This window comes from Streptococcus agalactiae, from assembly GCF_949788565.1.
Classification (GTDB): Bacteria; Bacillota; Bacilli; order Lactobacillales; family Streptococcaceae; genus Streptococcus; species Streptococcus agalactiae.
Genome location: NZ_OX460931.1, coordinates 1,283,011 through 1,302,033 on the forward strand (window position 1 = coordinate 1,283,011; position 19,023 = coordinate 1,302,033).

Genomic DNA, 19,023 nt, shown 5'->3' on the forward strand with positions numbered 1-19,023 from the left:
ACCTTTTATTCAATGTAAATTTGGATAAGTTGACATTAACTATTTTGTTTTACGGAACAAGCCAAAGAGTACACCTGAGACTACCGCTCCAATTAGAATAAATAGAATATAAAGTAAAGGATTACTTGTTAATGCGATGACAAAAATCCCTCCATGAGGAGCCATCAACTTGATACCAGCTAAACCAACAAGTGCTCCAGTTAAGGCTGAACCTACAATAAAGCTAGGGATTGCACGCGCTGGGTCAGCAGCACCAAACGGAATAGCACCTTCAGTGATAAAAGATAACCCCATAACGATATTTGTTAGACCAGATTGACGTTCTTCATTATTAAATTTATCTTTAAATAATAAAGTTGCCACAAATACTGCTAACGGTGGAACCATTCCTCCAGCCATTACAGCTGCCATAACAACAGAGCCGCCATTTGCAACAGTTGCTGCAAGAGTACCTGTACCAAAAACATAAGCTGCTTTATTAACAGGCCCACCCATATCTACAGCCATCATACCACCAACTAGTAAGCCCATCAAGACTGCTGAACTACCAGATAAACCTTGTAAGAAAGTGTTAAGAGCTGTGTTGATAGCTGCCATTGGAATGTTTACGAGCAACATCAAGAAACCTGTAATCAAAACACCTAACAATGGGTATAGAAGAATTGATTTAATACCTTCAAGCGATTTTGGGAGACCTGAAAGTAATTTTCTAAGTAGTAGGATAACTCCACCAGCTAAGAAACCACCTACTAAAGCCCCTAAGAAACCTGATGGCACACCTGCTAATGCTAAGGTTGCTTTCCCACCTTCTGCAAAAGGTACTTTACCGAATGCCAGTCCACTTGATGCAATTGAACCAGCTACGAAGCCAGCTACTAGTCCTGGTTTTTCAGCTATTGAATAAGCGATATAACCTGCCAATACTGGTAACATAAATGCAAATGCTGCGCCACCGATATTTTTGAATAAGGCTGCAATTTCATGGTATGAACCTAAATTACTTAATTGGTCTTTTGGTACACCAAGCATGTTATCAAAAAGGAAAGCAATCGCAATCATAATACCACCACCAATAACGAATGGTAACATTTGTGATACACCACCCATAAGGTGTTTATAAAAAGCAGAGCCTAAGCCTGATTTTCCATCAGATTCACCTGATTGTTTATCATTTTGATTTTGTGCATGATAGGTTTGTGCCTTATTATCGAGAATAATGTTAATTAAGTCTTCACTTTTTTTAATACCATCAGCTACCGGACGTGATACCAAAGGTTTGCCATCAAAACGATCCATCTCTACAGCTTTATCTGCTGCAATAATAACACCCTTAGCCCTTGCAATATCACTTGAAGTCAACTTATTTCCTACACCAGAAGCGCCATTTGTTTCAACTTTAATAGCTACACCCATTTCAGCTGCTTTTTTCTTTAAAGCTTCTTCTGCCATATACGTATGGGCAATTCCCGTAGTGCAAGCTGTTACTGCAACAATATAATCTGAACCTTTACTTGTTGATTGTACTGTTTGTGGAGCTACTGTTTCTTGAGAAATGCTATTACTATCAAAAGTAGCAATAATGTCATCTGGCGTTTTTGCTTGACGTAATTGATCAGCGAACCCTTCTTTTAAAAGATATTTAGATAGTTCTGCCAAGGCAGCTAAATGCGTATCATTAGCACCATCTGGCGCAGCAATCATAAAGAATAAATCAGTTGGCTGTCCATCAAGTGCTTCGTAATCAACACCTGATGCAGATTTTGCAAAAAGGACAGTAGCTTCTTTAACGGCAGCATTTTTACTATGTGGCATAGCGATACCATCACCTAATCCAGTTGATGTTTGTGCCTCACGCTTCATGATACCATCTTTAAAAATAGCAAAGTTTGTCACAACACCTGTGTCAACTAATTTTGTAATCATTTCATCAATTGCAGCCTCTTTACTGGTTGCTTTTAAATCCATAATCATAACTTCTTTTTTTAGTAGGTCTTGGATTTTCATAATTTTTCTACCTCAACTTTATTATAAATATCTTGGATAAACTCAGCTGTTGCTAAATCATCTGAGAAAGTGGTTGCCGTACCACAAGCTACGCCCCATTTTAGTGCTTCTACTGGATTTTTTGACTTAACAAATTCTCCTGTAAAGCCAGCTACCATTGAATCACCGGCCCCAACGGAATTTTTCACTTCACCCTTAATCGGTTTTGCAAAATATGAAGCTTCTGGAGTTACTAACAATGCACCATCCCCAGCCATAGAAACGATAACATTCTTAGCTCCCTTATCTAGAATCTTATGTGCATATTTTTCGATATCAGGCAAACCTTCTAGCTCTACGCCAAAAATGTCTGCTAATTCATGGTTATTCGGTTTTACTAAAAGAGGCTGATAAGCAAGAGCGTCTAAAAGTGTCTGACCTTCAAAATCGCAAACAACTTCCGCTCCTGTCTTTTTAGCAATTGGAATCAATGTATTATAGACCTTATTCCCCAGACTAGCTGGTGCTGAACCTGCGAAGACTACTGTGTCCTCAGGTGTTAGTCTCGAAAGAAGTTTCTCTAGACGATGAAGTTGTTCATTTGTTATCCTAGGGCCCCCGCCATTGATTTCAGTTTCAATTTTTGCTTTTACTTTAACGTTGATACGTGTATCTTCATTAACAGAAACAAAGTCAGTTTTGATACCTTCTGATACAAGTCCATCTTCAACAAAACGTCCTGTAAATCCACCGATAAAACCTGTAGCAGTATTGTCAATTTTTAAGCGTTTTAATATGCGACTAACATTAATTCCTTTACCACCTACATATTTATCATCGCTAGTCATACGGTTAACACTACCCAACAATAGTGTATCTAGACGAACAATAAAATCAATCGATGGATTTAATGTTACTGTATAAATCATACTTGAATCACCTTCATTTTCTCTTTTATTATTGTCATAAGTTCTGAATCAGTCTTATTAGTCACTAAATTAATGTCATTTATCTCTTTCACTTTAGCAAATGTAACTTGTCCAATTTTAGATGAATCCATTAGAATAAAGGTTTGTTGACTATTATTAATAATAGCTTCTTTAATAGCAGCTTCTTCTAAATCTGGTGTAGTTAAATAAACTTCATCTATACCATTCATCCCCAGAAAAGCTTTATCAACCGTTATCTGCCTAATCTGATTAATGGCTACCTGGCCAATACTAGCATCTGTTGAATGTTTAACCGCTCCTCCGATAATGATTGTTTTTATCCCTCTATCAACTAACTTTGCAGCATGATGAATAGAATTCGTCACCACCGTTAATTGCTCGTGAGGGAGAAAATCAATTAATAATTCTGTCGTAGTTCCGGCATCAATAAATATAACATCTTGCTTTGCTATCAGCTTTGCAGTTTGTCTAGCAATATCCAATTTTTTTTGAACGTTTTTGATAGCTTTTTCTTGATTACTTAATTCCTGGCCGAGTGAGTATGGTAATTCAGCACCACCATGCACCCTTTTTAAAAAACCTTCAGATTCAAGTTCATCTAAATCCCTGCGAACTGTAGATTCAGAAGTCTCTAAGATAGACGTTAATTCATCTAAAGTAACACTCTTATTTTGCTCAAGTCGTGATAAGATAATTTCTTTTCTCTTTGACTTTAGCATAGTCCCTCCTTGAATTGAAATCGTTTGCGATTTAATTATATCTCTTTTTCTTTCAATGTCAAGCATTTTCTTCCAAAAACTATCAATAAACTAAAAAAGCCTAATCTAAAGATTAGCTTTTACAAATACTTTAATTTCTCTTCAAAACCTTTTTAAGAAGCTGAATTCCTTTGTATTTAAAAGGACTTGGATAATAATTAAAAGTTCCCATTTTACGAATGATATAACCATTAAAATTCTGTTTAAAGCGAAGAATACTATCTGAACCATCAAAAGTTCCCTGAATACCTAGGAGGTTATAGAAAGTAGAACCTCTTTTGAGAGCCTCTTGCATAACATATTCCTGAAGAACTGCTGGTGCATAAAATTTATTAAATTCTGTGTAGGATCCTGAAAAGAAATAAACTGTCTCCTTAAGACTATAAACAAATAGACTACCAGCTAAAACAACGTCTTGGTTATCATACTTTTGAATAAATGACTGAACTTCTTGTCGTCGTGTTTCAAAACTAGCCAGTTGATTAATTATTTCAGAGCGTTGCCTATGATACTTAGGAGAGTCTGCATTTTCCCTAAAACGTTCATCAAGCAATTTAAGCTTATTTTCCAATGCTTCAGCTTTTATTTGCAAGTTATGGTCGTATTCTCTAAAATTTAAAGTGGCAATCACAAATTCAGCCTTGCCTTCAAAGCTATCGTAAAAATCTTGATAATAATCTAAGGACTTATCCATATAATCATGTCTATTTGACGTAGAAGTTGTTATCTCTTTAAATAAATGCAGCTCATCACGTTTAAGAACGCGAACCTTGATTCCAAAAGACATTGCTTTCTTAACCAAAGCTCGTCCTGTCTTAGAGAATGAAGATAGTAACGTTTCAGAAGTGACACCTTCTAAATTTTTAACATAGTGCCAAGATAAATATTTACCAGTAAAACCAGTTGTTAAACCATCATGGTGATAACCTGAACTGGTAAAATCTTCAATCAGATTATCATTTCCCTGATTACTAGGAACTCCCGAACTAGTGAATAATTGGTAATCATCATAAGGCTCAACTATTAATTCTAGAACACCGTTGGATTTGGCATAGCCTTGTAATGCTTTATAAAATTGTTTTAGATACTTAGAATTTGAATGAACTGGTCCTGAATCAATTTTCATTTGAAAACCACCAGTGACTAGCATAATATAAGATAAACTGATTATCTCTAGTTTATTTTCTACTTGATATCCCAAATACCTAACATCATAGCCACGTTTTTCTAAAAGTTTAGCCATCTCAGGTGTTTGTAAAAATGATTGTGAATCATAATTTCCTGAATGTTCTTTAAATTCTTCTATTGTTAATTCTCGAAGCGTCATAAATACCTTTCTTAACTATTTCCTACTTTTCTCCACATTCTATCTATTCGATACTATCCAAATAATATAATTTTGACGTAAATCTCCACTGTTTTTTCCAACACACATAATATTAGTAAAGCTAAATCTAAAAAGATTTAGCTTTAAATTTCAATGTAGCGACGAATACCGGAATAACTCTTGTATGAAATCCACTGATGACCATCTACTACTAACACTTGATCATAATGTATTTTTTCACCCTTTTGAAAATTAAATTCCACTGGACTTGATACTTTAGGTTGACTTTTCACATCTACAGTTTTAGTAAATGTATAGGTACCTGTTTTAGGTAAATTGGGATAACTAGTCGGTTTAGTCGCCTCATCTTTCGCTTTTTCACTACTTGTAGTTAGCTTTTTCACAGGAATATAGCGACGAACACCACTATAAGATTTGTAAGAAATCCACTGGTAACCATCTGCTGTCAATACTTGATCATAATTTATTTTGTCACCTTTTTCTAAAGTAAATTGGGTCTGACTTGATATTTTAGCTTCATTTTTTACTTCAGTACTTCCGATAATATTATAAACACCGGTCTTTGCTAAACCATTTTCAATAGGTTCTTGAGAAGAATTAGTTCCAGCTACTGTCACTTTAGTTCCTGTTACACCTACAAGTGTCCCACTAGCTTCTTGGTAGTATAAATGAATATTATAAAGACCCTTCTCATTCTTATGGTCAGCAAATGATACAGCTACTTTGTAGTTGCCATCCCCAGTAGTTACAGCTGTATACCATTTAATATCATCTTGCCCTCCTTGTTCAGTCCAAACCGGTACCTTAACAGCAGCGATACCGTTATCATCTTTAATATTCGTAATTAAAATATCAAAACCTGTAGTTGTTTCGTTAGAAATAGTCAGTCTACCAGTTTTAGTAATACGGGCTTGTGGTTGAGGAGACACTTTTTCTTTATCTTCAGTTTTTTCTACTGAAGATGCTTTACCTAGCAAAACAAAACGACGAACACCATTGAATGATTTATAAGATAACCACTGATTTCCTTCAGTAGTTAGTATTTGGTCGTAAAAAATTCTGTCTCCTTTGTCCAATGTAAATTGAGTTGGACTCGCTACCTTGGCTTCATTTTTTACTTCTACTTTATGTGAAAATGTATAATTTCCTTGCGTTACTATTTTCTCTTGATTATTGCTTCCTGAATTTGTTACAGGAGTAGGTGTTTTAGTCTCTGAACCTCCTGATGGATCTAGTGACTCAATAGCTGCGTATCGACGTACGCCACCAAAAGACTTATATGAAATCCATTTCACATTATCTTTATTAAATACTTGGTCATAGAAAACTTTATCACCTTGCTTTGCATAGAAAGCTACTGGGGCTGATTTTGAAGGTGTATTTTTCACCTCGGTTTCTTTGCTATAAACATAATTCCCTTGTTCAGGTAATGTTTTTTCCACCATTGGCTTTGTCTCTACTAAAGGAGTAGTAATGTCCTTTGTTGCCGTATTTTGACCCTTTACAACTTTATCAGACGCTTGAACACTATCATTATTGGAAGTAATCACACTTGACGCACTTGTCTCATCGGAAGAATTATTAGCATCCACACTAGTGCCTGTCTGATTATTAACTTGAACCGATGTAGTTTGATCCGCAAAAACAGGACTTGTGACCATTATGAATGACCCTAAAATTACTGAGGCTAAACCAAATTTATATTTACGTAGAGAGTAAGATAGCTTAGTATCATTTACTTGTCCTTTTTTCATCATAAACACCTACTTCCTTATTTATTTACACCACTATTATAATATCCTTTTTGTAACATGTCAACATCTTTTAGAAATATTTGTAACATAAACGTAATATTTTATATTGTAAATACTTCTCGAAAAAAATAGCCAACTCTTATTATTCTTAGTATAACAAAATCATTCTCATTAAGCATATCAAAAAACCGGGCACTATTCTCCCGGTTGATTATTATTTTATGCTAAGTACATTTTCTTTAGTGTGAATTAATTGTGTGATTAATCGACAGTAGGGTGTATCAATGCCTAGGTTTTCACCTTTTTTATTCACTGCGCCATTTAAGAAATCAATTTCAGTTAAGCGCTGATTTTGAACTAAGTCTTGATGCATTGAAGGGTAATGATGGGCTGCTTTAACAGATGTATCCATAACATACTTTGTTATTTCTTCTTCATCAAGCTCTACACCTTCTGCTTTTCCAACAGTAACAAATTCATGGATAATTTCATGTACCATATTTACGCCGTCTTCACTAGCAAATAATTGACCAATTGTACAATCTAGCAAGGCACAAGTTGAATTCATTGTTCCGTTAACACAAGCTTTTCTCCAAATATTTGGCAAAACATTTTCGTCATAAGTAGCCTGTAATTTTGCTTCATTAAGCAATTCAGTAACGCGATGACCTGCTTCTTGATTGTTAGGGTCGATACTTTGAAGATTTACAGAACCAACTCCTTCCAGATGAGCATGTCCTGGTCCTTTCAACCCTGCAGTCCAAACTGTTACTCCCATCAAAATATTGTGTTCAGGGATATATTGACGAATGACATCTTCATGTCCTAATCCATTTAAAAGACATAAAACCTTTGTTTTCTTACCAATAATTTTTTTAATATCTTGAAGCATCTTTGGCAACTGCATTGCTTTAGTAAACAAAATAATTAAATCTGCTTCTTCTGTCGCATCAGTTGGCTTCATGATAGGAAGTTTAACAAGGTCCTCTGTATCACCTGTTACCTTCAAGCCATTTTCTTTAATAGCCATAATATGGTCTGCCCAATTATCAAGTAAAATAACATCATGATTTGTTTTAGAAATTTGATATCCAAAACGACATCCCATAGCGCCTGAACCAGCAATATAAACTAACATACAACCTCCAAATTAATTTTGACCTTCAAAAACGAAAATATCGTCTTTATAAAGTTTCAGAATATCTTTACAAATTTTGTGTGATACAAAACCTACTGCAAAAGGAATAACGAGCCAAGATAAGATAACAATCAACATACTTGCTCCTGCTTCAAATGAAGCAATCGGACCTACTGCACCAACAAGCCCAAAACCAGACGAAGCTGGTGTCCCCACCAATTTAAACAATGGGACTGTTAGAGAACTTATTGTAGCAGTCATAAGCATTGGAATCGCCATTACTGGATGCTTTAGGAAATTTGGCATCATCATCTTCATTGCACCTAAAGCAATAGCAATTGGAACTCCAGACTTATTAGCCTTCATCGTTGCCCAAACTAGTACTGCTGTTGTTGAAGCAACTCCCATTGAAGCTGCACTCGCTGACATACCATTAAGACCAATCGCTAGACCAATCGCTACTGTTGAAATAGGACTTACAATAAGCATTGAAAAAGCCATCGCAATTAGAATTGACATCGCAATTGGTTGTAAAGTAGTAAAAGAATTAATTCCTTGACCAATAAGTGTTGTCACATATGAAACGTAAGGGAGTAATTTCCATCCTAAATAGCCTACGCCTGTACCTATGATAATAGGTAACAAGATAATGGTTAGGGAACCAAATTTATTACCAAACCACTTAACTGCTAAAACTGCTAAAGCTGCTGTTAGCATCATATTGATGAGATCACCAATCCCACGCAATTGGAAACTACCAGTAGCAACTCCTTTTTGAATAACTTCTGTGTAAGCCCACGCACCAGAACCAATATATGCAGCACCTCCAACAGCAAGCTGTTGCATTGGGGTGAATTTAAACTGTTGACCAATCAAAAATCCTGCCATAATTGGTGTAAAAAATTGGAATACCTGCACGATGTGTAAGAACTCTGCAGCAAGTCCGTAAGATAAAAATGGTTTCAAAAAAGTGGCTAGGATAGCATTTGGGATGAGTGCTACAACGATTGCAGTTGCTGTCCCACCTAACACTTTATTGATAAAAGAGCCAGCCGTCTCTTTTGGTGTTACCGTATTTGTCATAAAATACCTCGCTTTATTTATTTAATATCATTCATAACGACAAAGTTAATTATATCACAAAATAAATAGAAGCTTTGTTATTTTTTTAACAATATATATAATCCTTTTTTATAAACTTATCAGTTTTATTTATAGTTATTTTATCAATGATGTTGAATGGACTACACGGTTATCTCGATCAGGATAAATATAATTGATAGCTTGGTTTATAGCGACCGGTGCTTCCCCATATCCTGTTGCAATCAATTCTACCTTTCCTGGATAATTAGCAGCATCTCCAATAGCATACACACCTTCTTGAGTCGTCTCAAAAAGTGAAGAAACATTGATACTAGACCGTTTATAATCCAAATTCCAATAACGTAAATTTTTATTAGAAGTAGAAAAGCCAAAACTAACAATCAAGTTGTCTAAAGGTAATTCAATTACTTCATCACCTTTAACTTTTTGAACGACCAAGCTGCTAACTCTCTGACTATCTCCATTTAAACCAATTGGGACATAAGGGGTTAAAATTCTAACACCTGATGCCTTTAGTATATCCACACTATGCTCATGCGCTCTAAAAGCATCTCTACGATGAACAATCGCTACACTAGCTGCAATCTTATCTAATTCATTGGCCCAATCAACAGCTGAGTCGCCTCCACCACAAATAACAACATGTTTACCTGCAAACTGTTCTAACTTTGTAACGTTATAGAATAAATTATTATCTGCATAATTTTCTTCATTTTCCAAACCTAATAAACGCGGAGCAAAAGCACCGTTACCACAGGCAAAAACAATAGCACGTGACAAATGTTGATTTTTATCTGTTTGAATTGTGAAAACATCATCTACTTTCTCAAATGATAAAACTTCTTCTTTTAAACAGATTTCAATAGAATCTTTAAATCTCTCTAATTGTTCAATATGTTTATCAATTAACTCACGTCCAGTAATCACCGGATAACCAGGAATATCATAGATTTTTTTCTCAGGATAAAGGATAGCTGGCTGGCCTCCTAATTCCGAAAGGCTTTCAATAATTTTAACGGATACTCCGCGTAGTCCAGCATAAAAAGCAGCAAAGAGACCTACCGGTCCGCCTCCTACAATAGTGATATCATAAATTGTTTTGTTCATTTACTGTATCTGTTCTTTCTATTTCTGTTTTAATTTTCTCTAAGATAAGTCTCTCTTCATCCGTCATTGCATAATTTTCTAACAAGTCTGGTCGACGTTCTAGTGTTTTTCGCAAACTTTGTTCTAAACGCCATTTTCGGATATTTTCATGATGACCACTCATGAGAACATCAGGAACTGTCATGCCTAAATAATCATATGGGCGCGTATACTGAGGATATTCTAATAGGCCCGATGAAAATGAATCATCCTGATGACTTGTTTCTTTACCTATAACTTCTGGAATCAGACGAACGGTAGCATCGACCATTGTCATAGCCGCCAATTCTCCTCCCGTAAGAACAAAATCTCCCAAAGATACTTCGTCTGTTACTAATGATTTTATACGTTCATCATAACCTTCATAGTGACCACAAATAAAAATTAATTCATCTTCTTTGGATAGTTCTTCTGCAAAATCCTGATCAAATGTTCTGCCCGCTGGGTCTAGCAAAATAACACGTGCTTTTTGAGCATCTATTTTATCAATTGTATCAAAAATAGGTTGAGCACGTAAAAGCATCCCTTGCCCCCCACCGTAAGGCTCATCATCAACATGTCGAGACTTCTCAGCATTTTCTCTGAAATTGTGATAATTAATTTCAAGAAGTCCTCTTTCTTTTGCCTTACCAACTATAGAATGTTCCAGAGGGGCAAACATTTCAGGAAATAAAGTTAAAATATCAATCTTCATCATCTAAACCTTCCATCAATTCAACTTGAACACGCTGATTAGAAAGGTCCACTTCTAATACTACTGGCGGGATATAGGGTAATAAAAGATCACGTTTTCCATGACGTTCCACAACCCAAACGTCATTTGCTCCTGGTTGTAAAATTTCTTTGATTTTTCCAATCAGCTCTTCCCCTTCATAGACATCTAAGCCAATAATTTCATGATAATAAAATTCACCATCTTTAAGGTCGCTCAGTTGATTCTCTGCCACCTTCAGTGTGAAACCTTTATATTTTTCAATATCATTAATATGATACATTCCTTTGAATTTTATAATGTCAAAATTCTTCTGCTTACGATGACTAGCAATTTCAATATCCATAACAAACTGATTCTTTTCATCGAATAAAGCTAACACTTGACCTTTTTTAAAGCGTTCTTCTACAAAGTCAGTCACGCTTAATACACGCATTTCGCCTTGTAATCCTTGTGTATTGACAATTTTTCCAACGTTAAAGTATTCCATAGTAACTCCGATATTTTTGAAAATAAAAGAAAAACCAGCCGCTAAAATGCAACTGGCCACGATAGTCCGTACGGGATTCGAACCCGTGTTACCGCCGTGAAAAGGCGGTGTCTTAACCCCTTGACCAACGGACCATGTGAAACTGGGGTAGCTGGATTCGAACCAACGCATGAGGGAGTCAAAGTCCCTTGCCTTACCGCTTGGCTATACCCCAAAAGACAAAATCTAGTATATCGAAATTCTAGATTACTGTCAATATCTTTTCGAATTAAATTTTAAATTTCGATTTTATCCCTTTTAATAAAGCTCATATAGAGTCTATCAAAGTATTTTATGTTTCATTTTTGAAATATATTCAAAAACTTTTTGGTCCCTTTTTTCGATAATAGCTTGTAAAAGTAGTTCATGGTACTGCTTATTATTCATCCCAATTTCTAATATATCTTGTATAGCCACACCTGAGTCATTTTTTAAAGAAGATATATAGCGTCTCTCAGCAATAATGATATCTGCTTTTTTTAGTAATTTTTCATCTATCTCAGTCGTTTGATAGTTTACAAAAAAGAATTCCGCTATCTTAGATGTAAAATATTGGTTTAACATTACTTGATAGGTTTGTAATCTAATATTACTAGATGAAATTACATATACAGAAAGAGGAGCTAAGAAAGTCTCTATTAAGTTAGATAATTGCATTGTTAGTAGCACTGTCTCATGTTTTGAAAAAGTTAAATTCCCTCCCTTCAGGTTAAAAATATCAGCCAGACCTCTATCTAATAGGTGATATAAATCCTTAGAATAGCTCAGCCTTGATGTATTTAAAAAATAAAAATCAGGAATAAAATAATAACAATAACAAATAAAATGTCTCAAAAAATAGGCATTAATATCTTTAAAATGCTGCGAGTCAATAAATTCTCTACCCAATAATCGACCACAAAAATTCTTAAAGGCTTTAGACTTTGATATCTTATAAGAAGCAAAAATAAATTCTTCGTTGATATTGATATCATCTCGATTGCTAAATAGAGGACCATCACTGATACAAAACACTAAATATAGATAATCAAGTAAACCTTCATTCAACTCTATACCAAGATGTATAGCAATACTTTTTTGAGCTGCTTTGGATAACTCCATGTAGAGAATCGATTTTTTTAATTGATTAAAGGATTCTGTTTGAGGAATTTCTACTTTATATTCTTTTCTTTTCCAAGCTAAATTCACCAAAATATAAAAATAGTAATATTCTTCAGATAAGTCTTTAAGGTCGTAGTCACACCCTTTAAAATTCGAGTATTCAATAAAATCCCTTATCATTACCTCACTTGTAGCATCAAAAGGATAAATAATAAAACCAAAATGATATTGTAACAAAGCAATCAGCAGCCTAATCTGATATTCTGGACCTGTCACTTTATTTTTTTGTATTGATAACTTAACACTCTCCAAATAAAGTTTACAGTTTTTCTTTATTCGGTAGGCACTTGCAACGGATATGAATTTCTTAGCCGTGAATTCAGAAAAACTGACATTTTGAGGAGCAATAAAATATGCCAAAAACTGTAACATATTAGACTCTCGATAAATGGTATGTAAAGTCTCTAGCTTAGAAAGTGTTTCGTAATGGAACAATACCATCGTTCTACTTTTGACAACAAGGTAGAAATCAGAATAAAGTATTTGTAGTTCCGAAATAAGACCTTGTAAAATCTTTTCACTCAAAGCATATTCTGTTTTAAAATGATCAAGGTTAATTTCTCCATCATCGAGTAAGGCGGTCATCAGGTATGCTTTCAGTTTTATTTTTTCTTCGAGAAAATCAAATAGCAATATCTTATCCTCCTTAATAAAAAATCAAAAAATTCCCTTTCACATCCATTATATTCTAAAAGACTAAAAAACTCACAATTTTTGTGTAGATATAACAAAAAAGACAGGAAGTTCCTATCTTTTAGAATAAATTATTCTTTCTCATCAATGATGAGTCTTACTTTTTTCCCTTGTGTTGGTACCGAATAGACAATCGACCTTATCGCTGTAATTGTACGACCCTTTTTGCCGATAACACGACCGATGTCTTGGGTATCTAAATCAAGATGGTACTCTAAAAATTCTGGGCCATCCTGAATTTTTATGGTTAACTGATCTGGTTGTGAAATCAAAGGTTTCACAATAGCAATAATGAGATTTTCAATGGTATCCATAGGCTTTTATTATTTTGAGAATTTTTGATCGTGGAATTTAGTCATAACTCCAGCTTTTGAAAGAAGGTTACGAACTGTATCTGAAGGTTGTGCACCTTTTGATAACCATTCAAGAACACGTTCTTCTTTGATTGTAACTTGGTTTTCTGCAACTAATGGGTTGTATGTTCCAACAGTTTCAATAAAACGTCCGTCACGTGGTGCACGTGAATCTGCAACATTGATACGGTAGAAAGGTTTCTTCTTAGAACCCATACGAGTTAAACGGATTTTTACTGCCATTTTTAAATAGTCTCTTTTCTTTATATTTGGTCGTTGATAGCTTAACTAACAACTTTACCTTACTAAGTATAACATAAATACAAACTCTGTCAAGAAAAAATCTTGACAGAGCACATGTTTTTTTATTCATATCGTAAAGCATCAATTGGGTTTAATTTGCTAGCTTTATTAGCAGGTAATAAACCAAATATAATTCCAATAAATGCTGAGAAAATTAAACTGCCTATAGCCACGTTAAGTGACACAGAAGGAGTAATCTTATCTTGCGCATTAGCAATTAACATCGTACCTCCATAGGCTAGTAATAACCCAATTAATCCACCCAAAATTGTTAAGACCATTGATTCAATTAAAAATTGAGCTAAAATTTTACGTCGAGTTGCCCCAAGGGCTTTACGAAGGCCAATTTCTCTCGTGCGCTCAGTTACAGAGACTAACATAATATTCATCACTCCGATACCACCAACTAGGAGAGAAATTGCTGCAATCGCTCCAATAACACCTGTCATAATACCAACTTGGGTATTGATAGATTTAACTATAGATGTCATGTCAAAATTATCATAGTACCCATCCTTAGCATGACTAATGTCTGTTAAACGTTTGCCTATTTCTTTACCAATGCGATTGGATTGCGATACATCATTAAGATGAAAATATATGTTTTCTGCTTCTTTAGCACCAAACTCCGAAGCTAACTGTGTATTGGTTAAAATAGCATTCCCATCAGAATTACTTCCATATAAGCCTGAACCAGATTCTGGATCCGAATAAACCCCCACTACTAAGTAAGATTTATTTTTTACAGTTACCACTTTATTTAACGCTGCTTCATTTGTCTGAAATAATCTCTGAGCTAATTTTTCTTCTAGTAAAATAACTCTCGAGAATTGGTTATAATCCTCCTCTTGGAATTGACGACCACTTTTAATTTTGAACTTTTTGATACCAAGGTAAGTGCGGTTAATTCCTGTTATATTAACCGTCTTTGCCTTTTTTTCAAGGTAAGCTACTGGAGCATTTGTTTGATTGGTTACATAGTAGCCACTAACACCATCTACTTCCTTAGCAATCTTTTTTAACCATGATTCTTGAATAATTGGTTCCTTACGGTTGGTATCACTACCTTGCATGAAAGCCCCTTGAGCTCCAAAGTTATCCTCATTTTTTTGGTCTTCTTTTGTTTTATAATAAATCTGAAGATTCTTCTGAGACTTTGTAATCTCATTTGTAACCGAATCTTTCATGCCCTTACCTAAGGCCATAATTAACACAACTGATGCAACCCCAATGATAATCCCTAACATGGTCAGAAAAGCACGCATCTTGTGCCCTAGAATCGATGATAGGGCAAATTTCCAATTTTCCATAATCGAATCTCCCCTTAATCAATTCTAATACTATCAGTAGTATCTGCTGTAATTTCGCCATCACGAATAACAATTTTACGAGTCGCATAATCGGCGATTTCTGGTTCATGAGTTACCATGATGATGGTTTTACCTTCTTGATTTAATTCCGTTAGGAACTGCATAATTTGCTCACCCGTCTTTGTATCCAAGGCACCAGTCGGCTCATCTGCTAGAATAATAGATGGGCTATTCACCAAAGCACGCGCGATTGCTACACGTTGCTTCTGTCCCCCAGATAATTCTGTTGGCAGATGGTTCATACGCTCTCTCAATTCAACTTTATCTAAAAATTGTTTTGCTAAATTTTTACGCTTTTTAGGAGCTACACCCGCATAAATTAAGGGTAATTCAACATTTTGCAAAGCCGTTAGTTTAGATAACAAGAAAAATTGTTGAAAGACAAAACCGATTTCCTTATTTCGAACTTGAGCTAATTTCGTTTGACTTAGTTCTTCGACATGTTTACCATTTAAACTATAATCTCCTGAAGTTGGGGAATCCAACAAGCCAATAATATTCATTAGTGTGGATTTCCCTGAGCCAGATGGCCCCATGATTGCAAGAAATTCACCTTCATAAACCGTCAAATCAATGTTCTTTAAGACTTGAAGTTTTTGATCCCCATTTTGATAACTTTTAACAATCTGATGCAATCTAATCAGTTCTTTTCGATTAGTTGTCACGATTATTTCACCTCTGATTTCTTATTAGACTTAAGATCGATTGATTCAATATTATCAATTTTTTGCCCATCCTTGAAAGTTTTACTTGGATTAGTAACTACGATTTGTCCTGCTTTCAAACCTGATAAAATTTCTTGTGTCTTAGCATCAGCTTTACCAATTTTGACTTCAACTTTGGAAATTTTACGATTAGAATCATTGTATACCCAAACAAAGTGTTTATTATCTTTGTTTGTCACAGAACTTGTAGGAACAATAAGGTGCTTATCTCCATTAACTACTTCAACTGATACAGTAAAACCTTGTTTTAATGCATCGAGAGGGCTAGTAATATCTACTTTATATTTATAATTTACAGCACTAGAGCCGTTATTAGAGTCATTGTTGTTTGCTTCTGCTTCTGGATAATTTGAGATATATGAAATTTTACCTTCCCATTCCTTGTCAGGATAGACCTTAGATTTTATTTTAACAGCCTGGTCTTTTTTTACATTAGCCAAATCATACTCACTCATCGTTCCTTGTACTTGGAGTTTACCTTCAGTTGCTACATGGACAAGTACTTGACTAGTTTTTGAAGCTGGATCAATATCACTATTAACTTCAACAACTGTCCCTGATACGTCACTTGTAATAACAGTATCATTCAATGCTTTTTGTGCTTTATTTACTTCTGCCTGTGCATCTGCATAAGCATCATTCAAATCTTGAAGTTGTTGGTTGTATGAAGCATTAGCTTGACTTTGATAATTTTGCTGTAGACGATTCGTCGCACCACTAGTCGATTGAGTCCCTTGTCCTTGTGATGATGATGAAGATTGATCACTTGATTCCATAGCTGGAAGACTTCCTGTTGTCTTTAGATTATTAATCTGACGCGCTACTTTATTTAATTGACGATTAGCAGTGTCGTAGGCTGCTTGTGCAGTTGTTGTATCATATTGAACTAACTGCTGACCAGCTGTGATTTTATCACCCACTTTAACTATAACAGTTGCTCGATTACCTTTATTAGCATCAAAATACACATACTGTTCTTGATTAGCCTTAGCTTTTCCTGTCAAAAGAGTTGAGGAGGAAACACTTCCTTCTCTAACATTAAAAACTTTGTAATTAATTTTTACTGCACTCTTATTAGGTTGAGATTGTACCCATAAAAAGCCACCTACTGCTACAATTAGTGCCACTGAGAGCCCTGATATAATTGCTCCTTTTTTACTAATTCCTAAATTTTGTCGTTTACTCATGTCCATCTCCTGTTTGTATTATTAATATAGAACAAGTGTATTATTTTTAAATAATATTGTCAAGAAAATTCTTTAAAAATAATATTTTTACTCATTAAGTATACTATTTTGCTCATAGAAAGAACTTACAAAATTGAAAGTACTTTACTTTTTACCACAAATAAAAGCTGAGATCTATATCTCAGCTTTTATTTTTTATTAAGAATTGCTAAATAGACTGACAAGAGATAGAAAAATTTTTCATTTTTGAAAACATGTCTGCTTGACTTTCTCCCAATAAATACACTTCTTCCACCTCTTCTATACCCATAATTGTTAATATGGTCTCAATACCTATAGTGTCAAAAATTATAGATGTATCATTTAATTGTTCTATGAGGAGAGGTTGATTGGTAACAATTAATAATTCTAAATGAGTTTGTTTGATTTGCTTAATTAACTCATTTAATTTTACTAGGGAATAACCTTTGTCTACCATTATCAAAGCCTTTTGACAACCGCTAGAAATGTAGTCTGAATGCCAATCATAGCTTCGAAAATACTGAATTTGATGGCCAGTTAGAACACCAGAACTTTGTTCGACTTGCTTTAGAACAGGTGCAACACTATGTTTTTTTCGATATTCTAACATGTCTATCAAAGAGATTTGCCAACTACTAGCAATATAGTCATCCGAAAAACCATACCTTTTAGCTTCCTTGTAAATATCTACATTATATTGGCTTTTATTCAGGTTTTCATACAACTCTACAATATGTAAACATTTATCTAAGTAAAAAGGGTTGATTTTAGTAACTGAGGATAAATCATACAAATCAAAGCCACGTCTAAAAGCCTCTAAAAGATAAGCTAGACGATTTTCTTTTTTCTGAATCAAAGCAAACATCAAATCTTCCTCGCTAATATCACTCAGAAATAAAAAATGATCATGACTGCTAGCCTCGAGTAAATTTAAAAATAATTGCTCTATATTACGAGCAAAAAAGATATAATCAACTTTTTCAAAACTAAAAGATACGGCAGCTACATAATCTAATTGTGGCTCTAAAAAGGCAGAGGTATTTGGGTAATAAGAATGCTTCAGTTGACTAAAAGTATATCCCACTGTCAATTTAGTTGCTATCTCTAAAACAGGATAGGTCGTAATAGTCTCAAATAAAATGCTTTGATGAGACAAACCAGATGATAAGCTAATTATATGATAATCCAAACTGTTCAAATCTATTAAGAAACTAAAATAACACACTCCAATAATGTTTGCCTTTCGACACACATCAAATGCAACATCTCGAATTGTTTGCCTAGCAGCATCGGATAAAGTTTGACTTGGTACAATCGCTATAGACTTACCAGTTGTTTTATTAAATTCAATATATTCTAAATCAGAGACATATAAACAATTATTCAAAGAGTCTCTCATTATTAAACAATCTACTTGCACGAAGTCTTGATTATTGTCTATTGCCTGAACACTTTTCTCTGATAAATTATCGCTGATATACTGCCTTGAATAATGACTCTGCCACACTAAAAACTCTTGAAATAGCTCATGATTTTTATCTAAGCAAAGGGGGTAAATCAAACTATCTTCATGTGTATTTATATACCCCACAAGCGTCTCAAGATTTTCAAATTGTGCATCATAATGGTGAATCACATGGTTTAGCTCCTTCGAGATAAGAATACTAACAGGTCTATCCCTTTTAGATAACCTCTCAACAGTTGATCTAATTAAATCGTCATATTCTTTCATTTTCTGTCCGAAAATAATAAGCAAAATAGGCTGTTTATCCTTTGTATTTAGCATAT

Annotated in this window: 17 protein-coding genes and 2 tRNA genes; all 19 read right to left on the minus strand. The window is 34.5% G+C overall.

All coding sequences use genetic code 11. The features are described from left to right. Positions 1-39 precede the first annotated feature (39 nt). On the minus strand, positions 40-2,004 hold the full coding sequence (locus QOR44_RS06605) for a PTS fructose transporter subunit IIABC (protein WP_000701394.1): 1,965 nt from the start codon (positions 2,002-2,004) through the stop codon (positions 40-42). Beyond that, positions 2,001-2,912, minus strand: a complete 912-nt coding sequence (gene pfkB, locus QOR44_RS06610) for a 1-phosphofructokinase (protein WP_000640760.1) — start codon at positions 2,910-2,912, stop codon at positions 2,001-2,003. The genes QOR44_RS06605 and pfkB overlap by 4 nt, the downstream gene beginning before the upstream one ends. Continuing rightward, positions 2,909-3,652, minus strand: a complete 744-nt coding sequence (locus QOR44_RS06615; RefSeq protein WP_000920253.1) for a DeoR/GlpR family DNA-binding transcription regulator — start codon at positions 3,650-3,652, stop codon at positions 2,909-2,911. The genes pfkB and QOR44_RS06615 overlap by 4 nt, the downstream gene beginning before the upstream one ends. A gap of 130 nt (positions 3,653-3,782) precedes the next feature. Beyond that, complete coding sequence (locus tag QOR44_RS06620; RefSeq protein WP_000175190.1) at positions 3,783-5,018, minus strand: aminoacyltransferase; 1,236 nt, start codon at positions 5,016-5,018, stop codon at positions 3,783-3,785. A gap of 143 nt (positions 5,019-5,161) precedes the next feature. Then, positions 5,162-6,796: an SH3 domain-containing protein gene (locus QOR44_RS06625; RefSeq protein ID WP_000976022.1), complete on the minus strand. Its 1,635-nt coding sequence runs from the start codon at positions 6,794-6,796 to the stop codon at positions 5,162-5,164. 211 nt (positions 6,797-7,007) lie between these two features. Further along, positions 7,008-7,931 carry a 2-dehydropantoate 2-reductase gene (locus QOR44_RS06630; protein ID WP_000964160.1) on the minus strand — a complete coding sequence of 308 codons (924 nt, stop codon included), beginning with the start codon at positions 7,929-7,931 and terminating at the stop codon, positions 7,008-7,010. Positions 7,932-7,943: 12 nt separating this feature from the next. Then, a complete protein-coding gene (locus QOR44_RS06635) occupies positions 7,944-9,014 on the minus strand; it encodes a PTS sugar transporter subunit IIC (protein WP_000185919.1) in 1,071 nt (356 codons plus the stop codon). Between the two features lie 135 nt (positions 9,015-9,149). Continuing rightward, positions 9,150-10,142 carry an NAD(P)/FAD-dependent oxidoreductase gene (locus tag QOR44_RS06640; protein ID WP_001044165.1) on the minus strand — a complete coding sequence of 331 codons (993 nt, stop codon included), beginning with the start codon at positions 10,140-10,142 and terminating at the stop codon, positions 9,150-9,152. Beyond that, positions 10,123-10,878: a tRNA (guanosine(37)-N1)-methyltransferase TrmD gene (trmD, locus tag QOR44_RS06645; protein WP_000975542.1), complete on the minus strand. Its 756-nt coding sequence runs from the start codon at positions 10,876-10,878 to the stop codon at positions 10,123-10,125. The genes QOR44_RS06640 and trmD overlap by 20 nt, the downstream gene beginning before the upstream one ends. Next, entirely contained in the window at positions 10,865-11,383 is a 519-nt protein-coding gene (gene rimM, locus QOR44_RS06650) for a ribosome maturation factor RimM (RefSeq protein WP_000455623.1), read from the minus strand. Before rimM ends, trmD begins: the two co-directional genes overlap by 14 nt. Before the next feature lie 62 nt (positions 11,384-11,445). After that, positions 11,446-11,517 (minus strand) — tRNA-Glu (locus QOR44_RS06655). An 8-nt stretch (positions 11,518-11,525) separates the two neighbouring features. Next, positions 11,526-11,597: transfer RNA gene (locus QOR44_RS06660), tRNA-Gln, on the minus strand. 107 nt (positions 11,598-11,704) lie between these two features. Continuing rightward, positions 11,705-13,216, minus strand: a complete 1,512-nt coding sequence (locus QOR44_RS06665) for a M protein trans-acting positive regulator PRD domain-containing protein (protein ID WP_000895670.1) — start codon at positions 13,214-13,216, stop codon at positions 11,705-11,707. 131 nt (positions 13,217-13,347) lie between these two features. After that, entirely contained in the window at positions 13,348-13,590 is a 243-nt protein-coding gene (locus tag QOR44_RS06670; RefSeq protein WP_000379626.1) for a KH domain-containing protein, read from the minus strand. Positions 13,591-13,599: 9 nt separating this feature from the next. Next, positions 13,600-13,872 (minus strand): 30S ribosomal protein S16, encoded by a 273-nt coding sequence (rpsP, locus tag QOR44_RS06675; protein ID WP_000268757.1) that lies wholly within the window; start codon positions 13,870-13,872, stop codon positions 13,600-13,602. Between the two features lie 122 nt (positions 13,873-13,994). Next, positions 13,995-15,242, minus strand: coding sequence for an ABC transporter permease (locus QOR44_RS06680; RefSeq protein WP_000432857.1), 1,248 nt, complete (start codon positions 15,240-15,242; stop codon positions 13,995-13,997). A gap of 14 nt (positions 15,243-15,256) precedes the next feature. Next, the gene (locus QOR44_RS06685; RefSeq protein ID WP_000210667.1) at positions 15,257-15,967 is read right to left on the minus strand and encodes an ABC transporter ATP-binding protein; all 711 of its coding nucleotides are present in this window, start codon (positions 15,965-15,967) and stop codon (positions 15,257-15,259) included. Between the two features lie 2 nt (positions 15,968-15,969). Then, entirely contained in the window at positions 15,970-17,214 is a 1,245-nt protein-coding gene (locus tag QOR44_RS06690) for an efflux RND transporter periplasmic adaptor subunit (protein WP_000044608.1), read from the minus strand. A gap of 208 nt (positions 17,215-17,422) precedes the next feature. Further along, complete coding sequence (locus QOR44_RS06695) at positions 17,423-19,021, minus strand: ATP-binding protein (RefSeq protein ID WP_001883254.1); 1,599 nt, start codon at positions 19,019-19,021, stop codon at positions 17,423-17,425. Positions 19,022-19,023: the final 2 nt, after the last annotated feature.